The following is a 14,556-nucleotide window of genomic DNA, read 5'->3' on the forward strand; positions in this document are numbered from 1 at the left end:
CTACTATTTGTTAGTTGCACCAACAAATTGCTGAAGATCGATCAGCGCCTGTTGATTCAAAACTAAGAAGCCATCGCGGGGGCGATCGAGGTCAATCACCATTGTGATAACAGCGGACAGTACGACAATTAAAATGGCGCTGGTAAGCGTGCTTCTGCGCCGTGTGAGCCCTGCGTTGTATCCGACCATGCCCAGCGTTAGCATCGACCCCATTAGCAAGAAGAAGATCACTGTTGAGGGCACGCGGGCATCGCGCCCGGCGATTAATCGCGTTGTGTGAAGGTCAATGGTTTCGTTTAGCGACACTATAAAGAGTGCGAGCATATCGGAATTGGGGAGTTCGCGCGCCAAGCTTTCGGTCACTGCCCACAACTCGGCATGCAGTTCGTCTGCTCGGGCGAGTTTACTTTTAATGTCGCTCATATCATTTTTAATAATGAGCTGAGGTGCATAGTCGCGCAGCATTTCTCGAACTTGGGTTGACGCAGGTTCGGGCAAATAACCGGCACGAAGATAGGTGGTGCTCACTGAGTTAGCCTGAGCCACCACTAAGCCCCGGCGGGTATCAAAGCGGTCGGACGCCATCCCCATCGCAATCGCCAATAGGAAGCCCATTAGCGCGAGCAGTGATCCTACAATCATGCTGGTCGGCCCTTCCTTCTCCTCAGGAGAGCGGGCTTGTAGCCAACGACCATGGCGAAACCCGGCTTCTGAAGCAATGACTGCCGCCAATGCGATAACCGCTAAAACACCTTCAATAGCTAGCGAATCAAAAAGCTCTTGGAGCTGCATATACTTCACCTTTATATGTTGATTCAGCGCCTTAATTTCCGGCGCCAACCTAATACCTACTATTTTGCCTTGATCACAGCTGGCAGCTAGCGCAAAGAACCTCTTGGATGGGGCGCGAGCTAAGGTGAGAAAGATACGTGTTAGGCAGATATATTGCCATATCCACGTATTCAATATTCCCGTCATTTAGTGATGATATTGTAGTGCTAATTTATAGGTCTACCGACCAGGGGCGGCGAGAGCGGGCTGAGTTACGACGAAGGGTTAGAAGGTTGCTAAGGGAATAATTACCTTAGTGACGCTTTTAGCGGCTAACCTAGCGATGTTGTATTCAGGTTCTTTATGGTCAAAGGGTGTGTGGGGCGGCGGGGCCTGAGGAGCGAGATTTCGAAAAAAGTGTTATGCGCCAAAATTCTTATCTGACCCCGATGCCTTCTATTTCTGATCATTGAAAAATAGGAGTAAATCGTCATTTGATAACGGCTTGCTGGAATAGAACCCCTGAATCGCGCTACAACCTAAATCCTTTAAACACCGGTATTCTTCAGCCAGCTCAACTCCCTCGGCTACGGCCAAGGCACCGAGCTTAGAGGCAAGATCAATCATATTCGCAACGAGTGTTCCCTTGCGTTCATTGAGATGAATGTTTTGTACAAAACGTCGATCAATCTTTATCACGTCTGGAGCCATGTCAACCAAGTAACCTAGGTTGGAAAAGCCGGTACCAAAATCATCTATACTCAGTTGACAACCCAATGCTTTGACCGAGGCTAGTACATCACGGTGTTCTAGTGCATAGATAGATTCAGTCAGCTCTAGCACAATACACTTGGGCTCCACCTCATATTTTTTAAGTAAGTGAATTAACTGCTGACAAAAATCTTTCTCTATCAACTGTTGGGTTGAAATATTTAGGCTGATTTTACCAATCGCTAAATTTGCCTTTTGCCAGGCGGAAAATTGCGCGATACCCGTATTCAATACCCACGAGCCGATTTCCGGCATGAGCCCCATTTCCTCTGCCATGGGAATAAATTCTGCAGGGCTTACAAAGCTGCCATCAGGTAGCTGCCAGCGCAAAAGCGCCTCAACACCCATTAGTTTCTCTGAGCCTGACCAAACTTGCGGTTGATAGACCAGCTGAAAATTTTGCTTTTGTAAAGCAAATCGTAGGGCGGCTAATAATTCTGTTTTACGCTGTAAGCGTTGAATTTGTTCGTGCTGATAAAAATTAATACGATTACTAGTGTTACTGAGTAAGGCAATTTCCGCACGTCCTATCGCTGACTCCGCCGTAAGACCTGATTGATCATGTACATATACACCAACACGGTATTCAAGTCGATGCACGAAGCCCTCCATTGTGATGCTTTTTGCCAATTGGGTTTCTAGAGCTGCAATCCAATCTCGGCTATTTTCTACGTCGCCACAAAATATAACGAAATCGCTGCCAACTATGCGGCTAAACTGGAGGTTTTTACCGGGCAGTGACTGCAAAATCTCGGCGATTGAACGCAGAAATCCTTCTTGTACCGATCGACCGTGGGATTGATTTATGGCTCGAAGATTCGTAATGGTGACTAGCGCGGTAATACCACGGTCACCGTTGTCTCGCAGTTGAGAGTCAACCTTCTTTGCCCATAGATGACGTATGGGAAGGTTGGTAATCGCATCATGATCTGCTAGCCAGTTTAGCCTTGTGAAGGCCTGTTTACGGTGTAGCAATATTTGTCTAACAAACCATAGGCTGATGATAACTAGAGGTAAGCCAATAAAAACAACAATCAATAGAGAGTAAAATAGAATTTGGTTGGCCTGACTAATTATGTTCTTTGAGTGATTACTGACGCGCTGATTAATGGACGAAGAGATCTCCACCAGCGCCAGTTGAGAAATACCGGCAAGGCCTTCGCTATATCCTGTGGCCTCATAATGGCTAAATTCGCCAGACAGTAATTTCGAGCGCGATTCTTGATAGGCTATCCACAATGCTTCAAGGGAGGTAATGAAACTACGTATCTCTTGATGCTCCTCGTCGCTTTGCACGGCCAAAAGAAGAAAGTTAGCGATCTCTCTGGTTTGTGGTTGAATCTCTTTAAACTTCTGCCATTGTAAAACCTGTTCCGGCTCTCCAAAGCTAGCGACATAGTTTTGCCAGGCCGCATCTTGTGTGCTCAACTGTACTAACAGTTGACCTACAATGACTTGCTCTCGGGTTAGCTGTTTAATAAGGTCGTCTTGTTGTTGTATTTTGATTTGCAGATAAAAAAGCGAGGCAGCACTCACTATCAATAAAAGCACAGGCGTGGCGATTGCTACCAGCATTACTGGGTCATGTAAAAACAACCATGTGGTGAGGCGTTTATGCCTAGAAACTGTTGAGTGACCTTTACTGGAAATGTCTGGCACGCTTTTCGAAACCCCACCGGTCATATTGACTTTACCTTGTAACATAGGTATTTAGCCTAGCTACCCATGTTACTGCTGACAATCATGCAGCTGAAATTCAGCATGAGTTAGATGTTATATTGCAGATATGTTGCAGTTTTGTTACAGGAAAGGGATGAATGTTCCGAATTCTTTACTTGTTAGTAGAATATGCTTTTTAGACGAGTGCTGTGCATCAACGTTGGTCTTGGCAAATAGTTCGAAGTAGGGCGTCTTTGTTAACCTCTTGCTTATGATCGCCAGTAGAAATGGGCCTAGTGGAAGGTAGTTTCACACTAAATAAATCGTGTTTCTGAACGTTAAAGTTTCATGTGGACGAACTAGTAACGGAGGTCGGTAGGATTCAAACCGCCTGCCAATAGTGGTTTTTTTCAAAACACTGGGTTAAGGGGGGGTGCAGACAGGCTTCTGCCCGAACGCCGTTGGCGCACAGGGAAGTGCAAATGTAGCGGAGGCCGGAGCTACTAAATAGGCGCACCCAAATCGTCGCACCGGCCAAGCGGCATCGAGATGCTGCGGGTGGCCGCCCCGCGGATGACCGCCCTACCTATTTGCCGCCCAGATTCGGCACGTTAAATAGCCGCTACGTAAGGGGACTTAGGAGCGCGGCTCCGTAGCGGGGGGGTATGCGTGATAGTTTTTGCACCGACCTTTTGATTCTCTTTTTCTGAACCTAGACAGGAGTGGTTACAGGATGTCTGTCCAAGTCATTAATAAACGCTCGATTCATATCTTTATCATGGTAATCGCATCGATGGTGTGTGCATGTACCGATAACATGGGTAAACCTTCAATCTGTAGTAACACAATAAAGCTAGTAAGCGAAAAACCAGTATTAATGCCTGTTCCATTTGCCTATGTTCGCGATGAAGCGATCCTGTTCGACCTCAGTATTGAGCTGGAAGTTTTAGAGAATGGAACCGTTTCAAGTGCTCAGATAACTCCAGATTTCAGCAGCGAGCACTATTTATTCTACTCCGCCGTTATGGACCATTTACTTAGCAGGAGGTACACAAAGCCAATGACGAAGTGCCTAATAAAGGAAAACAAGGAATACGGTTACAGATAATTACTCAATAAATAGCGTGAAACCTCTACGCCCATTATTCAATGCGCCGGTGGTGTCATATATTGCGGCGACCATGCGCTGCCCGAGGCGTCGGACCGCTCAAGAGGAACCGAGGTTCATGGTGGAGCGCCGCCGATTCACAGGCAGGCGCCAGTGCTGCGGGGGCAGAGCCTGAGTGTTTCTGAAAGACGTATGGTTTTTCCTTGCCCATTTAATGCTCCTATGGAAATGTTTTGCCTTTTTAAGGCCTATCGAAGTAATCGCCCAATTTTCGACAGCTGAAGCGTGTTGTGCAATAAATATTTAGAGTAAATTTTAGTGGCCTAATTTACCTGACCACTACAGATATCAACGACACTGACCCCATCGATCCACACTGACCCCATCGATCCACACTGACCCCATCGATCGACCCCATCGATCATTAGGCGTCCGTCATATTCGCTCATATATCTTCTTTGATAGTTATCGGTTTAGTTTAATCGATTTTGCAGCTTTAATGAGCTGTTGTTCTGTCGGTGCTGTATCGCCTTCCTCCGTGAAGGATACGAGGAAGATGCTTTCGTTGGGATTCATAGAAGCTAAAAAAGTAGCATCAGTTGAGGTCTCAGTGAACAGCTTATACTGAATTTTTAGATGCCTTCCGCTTAGTCCGTCGAAGCTTCGTGGAGTGTCGCTAATTATAGTGGTAGGCGCGCTCTTATCTGCGAGTAATGTTTTGGCCAGCAGAAAATTTGAGAAGTCCTCTAACGAAGTCGTCTTTTCGCGAATGAAAACATTGACTGTAGAGTGCTCTCCGAAGGCGAATATAATCTGACGGCCACCAAAAATAGAGGGCTGCTCATCTGACGTAAATACCCAGTCGGGCGCCGGCTCGAATGTGAAACCGTTATTTTTGTAGGCGATACTTTCGTCGGAACAGCTAGCTATGAGAACAGGTAGTAAAGTGCAAAGCACAAGGTAAGTGATTTTTTTGAGCACTGGGTTCAGACTCCGTTCTGAGATTGTTCAATCCTGAAGTGCGCCATTTTACCGGTTTAGCAAAGTCTGTATATAGCTTGCAATCTAGGTGTGACTATGGTGACAAATTTTAATGGTTAGCGTCAGTTAATTAGAGTTTTCAGAGTCGATCGGTGGCGCTGCTTGGGTCTCTGATTGATGTTAAATTTAGGTTTGTTCATTTTCTTTGTGTGGCCAAAGAAAACGAACCAAAAGAAATCCACCCCGGTTACGTGCCCTACGGGTCCGCTCGCTCCGAGCAAATTTTGGAGGTCGCCGGCGACCCGCCATCCATGGCGGAACGCCGCTCAAATAGGCGTCCTGCCTATTTGACCCCCAAAATTCACCCTCCACTCACCACTCCACAGGGGCCCCAAGAGCGCGGCTCCGTAGTGGGGCAAGTTGTAATGCATCAAAATTCTTATCTGACCCCATCACTTTTCAGTGATAGATCGTTCATTTTTGTCATTTAAAGACGAATGAGTTTTCTATCGGTAAGGTATTTGAAATCGTAAAACAGTCAGGTGGCGGTGTTTCATTCTCCGCTCACTAAATCCATAGGGGCCCAACGACAAAGATCGTAGTAGCGTGTTTTTGTGATGTGTGAAATTTCTATAATGACGACAAATATTACTGACCAAAAAATATTAAAATAAAATTAAAATTTTCTAGAGAATATTCATTTGCCGATTTTATTAAAAATCTTAGCCTTAGTTATTTCGAGTTTTTCAGTAATATCTTCGATAACGTTTTCGCCAATTCTATCATCTAGATAGGTCATTGCTGCTTGATATTCCACGTACCTGTAATCTTGCTTCAATTCTGGTTTGACAGGATATTGCTGCTTAACGTCTTCAAGCGAAATTGCTCGATAAACAACTACTTTAATGTCATAAGCCCGTGGCCTTGATTCGCCGTGGGCCTGCCATTGCCACCACTCAGTGCCTAAAATCTCACTTGCAATAACCTGTGGGCCGAAGTCTTGGTAGTTGAGAATAGCAATATTTTCTGTTGTGTTGATGGCGCAGGAGCTAATTAAGAATACTGTGAATAACGCGATTGTTCGAAGCATATTAAGTGCCACACTTGAGTTTTGATGATGCGGATAGTTTCGCTGCTTGATCAAAGGGGACTACTATTGCGCCACTGATCCAAGGGAAGGTTCGTAGCATTGTAGCTTCATATAGCTCGGCGCCAATTTTATCCCAATGTACTTCGTATACTTTCCCGTTTGAGAATACCCAAGTGTGCATTCCCCCACGAGAGATGCCAAAGCCAAATTTGACCTGCTCGAGGCTAGTAATATCTATATCATTAAGTTTGGTTTCAGGCGTTGATTTATTGAGTTTCTGAAATGCGGAGTGAGATTTAGAGGTTACTGAATAATTCTCGACTTTGTATTCAAGTGGAATTTGGTAATAACTGCATTTTTTTGCCGCGATATGGCTTGTGTAGGTGTGCTCAGCATTTGAATCGACGGGATGCTTAGCGTCAGGGTTGATGTAAATTCCCTTCCAATTGTGCGAGTTAACTAAATATTTGGCTAAATCGGTTCCCTTTCCGCCTAGTTTCCATACGCGGCTTTCAGCGTCGGTATTACCAATCATATTGAAAGCATGACTAATTACATTTAAGGAGTAGGTGATGCAATCGGTAGATTTAAAGTCCTTATATTTTATGGGGTCTTGTTTCTTTAACTCACTACCAACTTCTTTGTCATGGTTGTTAAAAAGGTCAATTAATTTATCGTATGCATGATCAGAAAATGTTTTCATTTAAGCTTCCTGCTTCTAAGTTAGCTCCATTTTTGGAGTGTCGTCCTGTAGTAACACAGTGTACACGCGATTTAACACGTATTGATGTAATAATTCTCCTAATGAGTACGTCTGTGCAGCAATTTTTGAGGCTTTAGGAGGGCCTTAATGACTTGGCTACTGGATTGATTAGCTTCGATACCCTTATTAACAGAAAAGTCCATAACACTCCGCCCCTTTTATCTGCGGTAACGAGCGCTTCAAGGCTGAAATTGAAGCCGCAGTGCAACGTAAAATTGGACAGCTAAATTCGGGAAGGCCATCGCCGAAAGAGTAGAAAAATTCTATCACTCCGACCCCTTGATCATTTTTCTAAAAAAGAATTAATTCAGGGGTGTGATTTAATATATCTACAAATTTTTTAGTGGTTCCCTGTTCGTTTTTGGAACCGTATTCAGACTGCCCGGGATTGAAGTTGAGGCGGGGTCTTATTTGTTCGGAAAAGCAGCTCTGAAATCTATTTTTCATATCTAGTGATACTTGATTATCTTTCGATAGTACTGGATCGAAAATATTTATTTTGTTTAGATCTTGATTTGGGCCGAGTGCGGCCTTGAGAAAAAACTGCATGTACATGTCCGTCTTTGGGAGACTGTAACCTACAAAAGTAACATTCTTCGCTTCTCTGAGACAGTTTAGTGCGCTTTTCCATGATTGGCTTCCTGCGCCGTTTGAATGTTTATTGGAAACGGGGGGGAGTATATAAGGTTGGTCAATTGGTGTTACCAAGCTGGCTGTTTTTTTACTGTCAGTGGGGAAATTTAATGATCCGTGTAGTTTCAAAATGTTTATTTTGCAAAATTTTTCGATGTCTAAGCCTGCAGGTTGACTTATTATGGTTCCGGTGCTTTGCGACTGCCGAGGACTGTTGTAGTTGGCGTATTCTACTAGGTAGCTTTTTGAAGGGAAGTGTTTGTAGCAATAATCTAAAGTAACTCCATTGAACGGAAGTGGATTTTCATATGGATTAAAGTTTTCATCACTAATAAGTATTTGCATTAGGGAGCGTTCTAAAACTAAATCGTAGTTAAAACTAATTATTGTAGGTATGGAGCCCGTCTTCTTGTACCATTTAAATATTCCCTGCCAAAACTCGCGATATACTTTGTCACCTTCTTTAATAGCAGTATATCGTCCGTCAGATCTATAGCCCGTGTGTTTTACATTGCATGCAAGTTCAATGGTTTCTGATATCGCTTTAGTGAAAATTTTAAATTTATTAGAGTCAGCTTTTCCTCCGCCCAGTATGTTGAAAGCAAGCATTGATAGAATGTCTTCTATATTTCTGTCGTCAAATACCACTCTTCCATGATAGTTGTCTAGTTCCCGCCTGATCTCAAGGGCTTCGTTTAGTGTTTTTAATATTTCCGGACGGATAGGTTTGCCTTCTATGGTTTTTCTTGTTGCGCATTCCCACATGCGTTCAATAAATCCGCCAAGCAAAGGGATTCCCGCGTCATATGAGAATCCAGCACCTAAAATAATTACGTTTTCGGTCACTACGTCATTTCCTTGGGAACTGCAAAGCGTTAATTTTTATGTGGCAGAAAAGTGTATTGGGCTGTTCTTTTGTGCTTGGGGCATTGCCCCCTTGCGCAGCGGTGAACGGAAGCCGAATTAAGTAGGGCAAATGGCCCGGATGGCCATTTGAGCGGCGTTTCGCCATGGATGGCGAGTCGCCGGCGACCTGCTTAATTTGGCTGGAGTGAATGAACCCGATAGGGCGCGTAGTCGGGGCGGATTTTTGGTTACTTTTTGGCCGCGCAAAAAGTGACAAGAAGAAACGTGCGAAGTGATATCCCATTCCAATCATCCATAATTAAAACGAACATTTTTTAGCTACAAGCTACAAGCTACAAGCTACAAGCTACAAGCTACAAGCCGGATGGCCGCCCCCTACAAGTTACAAGCAGGAAAAATATTTTAGCTGATTAGTGAACTCAGCAAACACCTTATCGGCACCCATGCCTAACAGGTGTACCTATATCCCTATAGACAATAAGGCCGCGATAAACGCGGCCCCATCGTAAAACAAAAAAACTTACTGACACGCCTCACAATCCGGCTCATCAATCGAACACGCCTTCGGCACGGCCGCAGGCCCAGCTGCTTGCATCGGCGCATCTTGCACACCGGAAGACACCTTATTCAAGGTACCCTGAGAAACCGTAGATTTCTCAGTAGTCGTCGCGGCTAGTGCGCGCAAATAGTAAGTGGTTTTTAAACCGCGGAACCAGGCCATGCGGTAGGTGAAGTCTAGCTTCTTGCCACTGGCGCCGGCGATGTAGAGGTTCAAGCTTTGGGCTTGATCGATCCACTTTTGACGGCGGCTGGCGGCGTCTACTATCCAGCGCGGTTCTACTTCGAAGGCGTTGGCGTAGAGCAGTTTTAAATCGTCGGGGATGCGATCGATTTGCTGCACTGAACCTTCGTAGTATTTCAAATCGTTAACCATCACGCTGTCCCACAGGCCGCGATCTTTTAGGTCGTGCACAAGATAGGGGTTAACTACGGTGAATTCGCCCGAGAGGTTCGATTTCACGTACAGGTTTTGGTAGGTGGGCTCGATCGACTGAGACACACCGGTGATGTTGGCGATAGTGGCGGTGGGTGCGATGGCCATGACGTTGGAGTTGCGCATGCCGTCTTTTTGCACTTTCGCGCGCAGGGTGGCCCAGTCTAGGGTTTGGCTGCGGTCTACTTCGATGTATTTTTCGCCGCGATTTTTCGCCAGTAGTTCAATGGAGTCGATCGGCAGTATGCCTTGATCCCAGAGTGAGCCTTTGAAGCTGGAGTAAGCGCCGCGCTCGATGGCGAGTTCGCTTGAGGCTTCGATGGCGTAGTAGCTGATCGCTTCCATGGAGGTGTCGGCGAAGGTTACGGCCGCATCTGAACCGTAGGGAATGCGCTGCTCGTAGAGGGCATCTTGGAAGCCCATCAAACCTAAACCGACCGGGCGATGGCGGGCGTTAGATTGCTTGGCGGTATCGACGCTGTAGTAGTTAATGTCGATCACGTTATCGAGCATGCGCACGGCTGTGCGTACGGTGGCGCGCAATTTTGCTTGATCCAACTTGCCATCGACAATGTGTTGCTTCAGGTTCACGGAACCTAAGTTACACACGGCAATTTCTTCGTTGGCCTTGGTGTTCAAGGTAATTTCGGTACACAAGTTAGACGAGTGCACCACACCGGCGTGTTGTTGTGGGCTGCGCAGGTTGCAGGCGTCTTTGAAGGTGATCCACGGATGGCCGGTTTCAAAGAGCATGCCTAACATTTTGCGCCACAAGTCCGCGGCTTTGATGGTTTTGAATAAACGCATCTTGCCTTCGGCGGCGAGTTTTTCGTATTCGGTGTAGCGCGCTTCGAAGGCGTTGCCGAACAGGTCGTGCAAGTCTGGCGTGTCGTTCGGTGAAAACAGCGTCCACTCTTTGTCTTCGAACACGCGCTTCATGAACAAATCGGGCACCCAGTTGGCGGTGTTCATGTCGTGGGTGCGGCGGCGATCGTCGCCGGTGTTCTTGCGCATCTCCAGGAATTCTTCGATGTCCATGTGCCAAGTTTCCAAGTAGGCACACACAGCGCCTTTGCGCTTGCCACCTTGGTTAACGGCCACGGCGGTATCGTTCGCGACTTTCAAAAACGGCACCACGCCTTGGGATTTACCGTTGGTGCCTTTGATGTAGGCGCCGAGCGAGCGCACGGGGGTCCAGTCGTTACCTAAACCGCCGGCAAATTTAGACAGCATGGCGTTGTCTTGAATGGCGCCGTAAATGCCGTGCAGGTCATCGGGAATGGTGGTCAGGTAGCAAGAGGACAACTGCGGGCGCAAGGTGCCGGCGTTGAACAGGGTGGGCGTTGAGCTCATGTAATCGAACGACGACAGCAAGCGGTAGAACTCGATGGCGCGCTCGTTTTTGTTGTCTTCTTCAACTGCCAAGCCCATGGCAACGCGCATGTAGAAAATCTGCGGCAGCTCGAAGCGGACGTTGTTGGAGTGAATGAAGTAGCGATCGTACAGGGTTTGCAGGCCTAAATAGGTGAACTGCAAATCGCGCTCGGCGATTAAGGCTTTACCCAATGCGTCGATATCAAAGCTTTCCAGAATCGGGTCGAGTAATTCCAGCTCGATACCTTTCTTGATGTACGCCGGTAGCGCCGCGGCGTAGAGGTGCTCCATGTCGTGCTGGGTGGCCGAGGTGGCCACGCCTAAAAAGGTCAGGGCTTCGGCGCGTAACTTATCGCACAGCAAACGCGCGGTGGCGTAGGTGTAGTTGGGTTCTTTTTCCACCAAGGTGCGCGCGGTAATCACCAGCGAGGTGTTGACATCGTCGAGGCTGACGCCGTCGTATAGGTTGCGCATGGCTTCGTCGAGAATGGCTTTGTCGCTTACGTCTTTCAGCCCAGCACAGGCTTCAGAAACCACGGTGCGAATGCGGTTGAGATCCAGTGGCGCGCGCGAACCGTCGGCTTGAATCACATTAAACGCGGGGTATTGTGGGTCTACCGAGGCTTCGGCCGCGGGCTTTTTAGCGGCGCGAGCGCGGGCGTGCTCTTCGCGGTAGAGCACATAGTCGCGGGCCACTTTTTGCTCGCCGGTGCGCATCAGCGCCAGTTCTACTTGGTCTTGAATTTCTTCGATGTGAATCGTGCCGCCCGAGGGCATGCGGCGGGTGAACACGGCGGTGATCATTTGCGATAAACCTTTCACGGTTTCGCGAATGCGACTAGAGGCGGCGGCGGTGCCACCCTCAACGGCCAAGAAGGCCTTGGTGACGGCCACTTCAATTTTTGAAGCGTCGAAAGGCACCACGGTGCCGTTGCGTTTTATCACGCGGATTTTACCCGGCGCGGTGGCGCTAACGGTGGACTGGTTGCCTGCGGGTGCCGCTGCAGCGGCAGGCTTGGTGGTGCTGGTTTCAGTGTCGGTGTGCATGAACGTCTCCGCGTTTCTGTTTCCGGTTAAGTGTGCCGGTTAAGCCGCTGAAACGGATTAACCTGTGCTGGTTTAGGTACATCGTATTGCTAACGCCGAGGTCGTTTGACGCTCGGCGTTGGTGTTCTGTCTCATTGTGTTCGGCAATAGCAAACCAGCCGCGTTAACCACGGTGCAGTGGTGGGCTGAATTGTGCGAAGACTTACCGAAATTAGGTGGCGCCGCCTTTGTGGTGGGGCTTTTGCTTTACCTAGCGGCGACTGGGTCGGCAGCGCTAGGGCAAGGTACTTGCCTACATAGGTCAAACGGTTGACTGCTATGTGCCTATTTATGATCTCTATCCCATGTCCTTGTGTGCTTATGCTATTCCATCTGCCTGCCAACTCGCGCATAACGTGTTCGTAGAGTTCGTCGTGTTCGCAGTGCTCATCGAGTTCATCATTACGCGATAACCAACGCCTACTAAAACAGCGAATTAACTTACCCAATTAGCGGTAGGGCCGGTTGATGATGTCAACCCTGTTCCGTTAGGGTGTTTTGACCATCAAACCCTATATGTTGGGGTTTGTCTGAGTTGGGCTACAAGATAATGCGGTTTAGGGTGTAATGCAAGCTACCTGTGCGGTGGGTAGGCTGTGGATAAAGTGTGGGTAATTGGCAATGTCAGTAAACACTAATCAGCCAGTGCGGGCGCTGACGGCCTTGGCTTTGATGGGTTAGTGAAAACCGATGTTTATACTATTTTGTTCTAACTGCGACAGCGCTAGCAGTTTTTGAGATTGGCTGTTTTTTGTCGCGCGCAGGGGTTAGTTTTTGCTCGCCAGAGCCGTGTTTTAAGCTGGATTGATTTACCTCTGGCGGCGGTGTTTTCGTTACAATGCGCCGGTCATTTTAGTGAGGTGTCGGTAATGAAAGCTAGGCAGCAAGGTTTGGCCCGTGTGTTAAAGGCGATAGGTTATTCTTGGCAGGGGCTGAAATCAACCTGGCAAACAGAAGCCGCCTTTCGCGAAGAACTACCCATAGCCGCCGTGCTCATTCCCCTTGCCCTCTGGCTGGATGTGAGCGCCGCGGAAACAGCCCTGCTGATTTTAACAGTGGTGTTGGTGCTGATTATCGAGCTGATCAATAGCGGCATCGAAGCAGTAGTCGATCGCATCGGCCCAGAGTTACACGAACTATCGGGCAAGGCCAAAGACGTGGGCTCGGCGGCGGTGTTTTTGATGCTGTTGGTGACGGCCTTGACTTGGGGCTTGATTGTGGGGGGGAGGTATTTTTAGCTGCAAGCTACAAGCTACAAGCTACAAGCTACAAGCTACAAGCTACAAGCTACAAGCTACAAGCCGGAGGGCCGCCCTCTAAAGCTACAAGAAAAAGCCAAAAGGCCCTTGCGGGCCTGATCTTTTGCGTCATCATCATTTGCGGCTTGCGGCTTGCGGCTTGCGGCTTGCGGCTTGCGGCTTGCGGCTTGCGGCTTGCGGCTTGCGGCTTGCGGCTTGCGGCTTGCGGCTTGCGGCTTGCGGCTTGCGGCTTGCGGCTTGCGGCTTGTAGCTAGCTTTGCGCCTTCGGCCTCAACAAAAACTCCATCAACGCTTTCTGCGCATGCATGCGGTTTTCCGCTTGGTCCCACACTTTGCTGATGTTGTCGTCTTCGAGCAGGGCGGCGCTGACTTCTTCTTCGCGGTGTGCCGGTAGGCAGTGTAAGAAGATGGCGTTTTCAGCGGCCTTGGCCATGAGTGCGTGGTCGACTTTAAAGTTGGCGAAGTCGCGCAGGCGCGTTTGCTGTTCTTCTTCTTGGCCCATGCTGGCCCAGACATCCGTGGTAACTAGGTCGCAACCGGCAATGGCTTGGGCTGGGTCGTGAAAAATACGCACTAGGTCACCGGCCTCATCCAGCATGCTTTGGATGGGTTCGTAACCGGGTGGGCAGGCGATGTGCAAGGTGAAGCCACATTTTACCGCCGCATTGATATAGGACTGGCACATGTTGTTGCCATCGCCAATCCAGGCCACGCGCTTGCCGCTAATGGAACCACGGTGTTCGGTGAAGGTTTGAATGTCGGCCAACAATTGACAGGGGTGCAGTAGGTCGGTCAGCGCATTGATCACCGGCACCGTGGCGTATTGGGCGAAGCGCTCGATACTGGCGTGCTCGAAGGTGCGGATCATCACGATATCGACCATGCGGCTCAGCACCCGCGCCGTGTCTTCGATCGGTTCGCCGCGGCCTAGTTGGGTGTCTCTGGGCGACAGGAAAATAGCGCTGCCACCCATTTGCGCCATGCCGGCCTCGAAGGACACGCGGGTGCGGGTGGAGGATTTTTCGAAAATCATGCCGAGCACTTTGCCGACAAAGGGGCGCTCTTCCAGCCCTTGCTGGTGCAGGGCTTTGAGTTCGATGGCGCGTTCGATGACGTGGTTCAGTTCGTCGAGGCTAAGGTCGTCTAGGGATAAAAAATGTCTGGTACTCATGATCTTTATGTCAACAGGTTAGGGTACCG

9 protein-coding genes are annotated in these 14,556 nt (G+C 48.4%); 1 reads left to right on the forward strand and 8 read right to left on the reverse strand.

The window, feature by feature from the left end; translation table 11 throughout:
• Window positions 1-3: 3 nt before the first annotated feature.
• The 7 genes from QWY82_RS10205 to QWY82_RS10235 form a co-directional block, all read right to left on the reverse strand.
• Window positions 4-792, reverse strand: a complete 789-nt coding sequence (locus QWY82_RS10205) for a bestrophin-like domain (protein WP_290261903.1) — start codon at window positions 790-792, stop codon at window positions 4-6.
• Between the two features lie 435 nt (window positions 793-1,227).
• Entirely contained in the window at window positions 1,228-3,246 is a 2,019-nt protein-coding gene (locus tag QWY82_RS10210; RefSeq protein ID WP_290261905.1) for a putative bifunctional diguanylate cyclase/phosphodiesterase, read from the reverse strand.
• Window positions 3,247-4,774: 1,528 nt separating this feature from the next.
• Entirely contained in the window at window positions 4,775-5,290 is a 516-nt protein-coding gene (locus QWY82_RS10215) for a hypothetical protein (RefSeq protein WP_290261906.1), read from the reverse strand.
• A 697-nt stretch (window positions 5,291-5,987) separates the two neighbouring features.
• Window positions 5,988-6,380, reverse strand: coding sequence for a hypothetical protein (locus tag QWY82_RS10220; protein ID WP_290261908.1), 393 nt, complete (start codon window positions 6,378-6,380; stop codon window positions 5,988-5,990).
• Between the two features lies 1 nt (window position 6,381).
• The gene (locus QWY82_RS10225) at window positions 6,382-7,083 is read right to left on the reverse strand and encodes a hypothetical protein (RefSeq protein ID WP_290261910.1); all 702 of its coding nucleotides are present in this window, start codon (window positions 7,081-7,083) and stop codon (window positions 6,382-6,384) included.
• A 351-nt stretch (window positions 7,084-7,434) separates the two neighbouring features.
• A complete protein-coding gene (locus QWY82_RS10230; protein ID WP_290261911.1) occupies window positions 7,435-8,622 on the reverse strand; it encodes a hypothetical protein in 1,188 nt (395 codons plus the stop codon).
• A gap of 541 nt (window positions 8,623-9,163) precedes the next feature.
• Complete coding sequence (locus QWY82_RS10235; protein ID WP_290261913.1) at window positions 9,164-12,058, reverse strand: ribonucleoside-diphosphate reductase subunit alpha; 2,895 nt, start codon at window positions 12,056-12,058, stop codon at window positions 9,164-9,166.
• Window positions 12,059-12,966: 908 nt separating this feature from the next.
• Here QWY82_RS10235 and QWY82_RS10240 point away from each other — a divergent pair.
• Window positions 12,967-13,335 carry a diacylglycerol kinase gene (locus QWY82_RS10240; protein ID WP_290261915.1) on the forward strand — a complete coding sequence of 123 codons (369 nt, stop codon included), beginning with the start codon at window positions 12,967-12,969 and terminating at the stop codon, window positions 13,333-13,335.
• 271 nt (window positions 13,336-13,606) lie between these two features.
• On the opposite strand, the gene argF is transcribed toward QWY82_RS10240, so the two are convergent.
• A complete protein-coding gene (gene argF, locus QWY82_RS10245; protein ID WP_290261917.1) occupies window positions 13,607-14,527 on the reverse strand; it encodes an ornithine carbamoyltransferase in 921 nt (306 codons plus the stop codon).
• Window positions 14,528-14,556 lie beyond the last annotated feature (29 nt).

Source organism: Simiduia curdlanivorans (genome assembly GCF_030409605.1).
Classification (GTDB): Bacteria; Pseudomonadota; Gammaproteobacteria; order Pseudomonadales; family Cellvibrionaceae; genus Simiduia; species Simiduia curdlanivorans.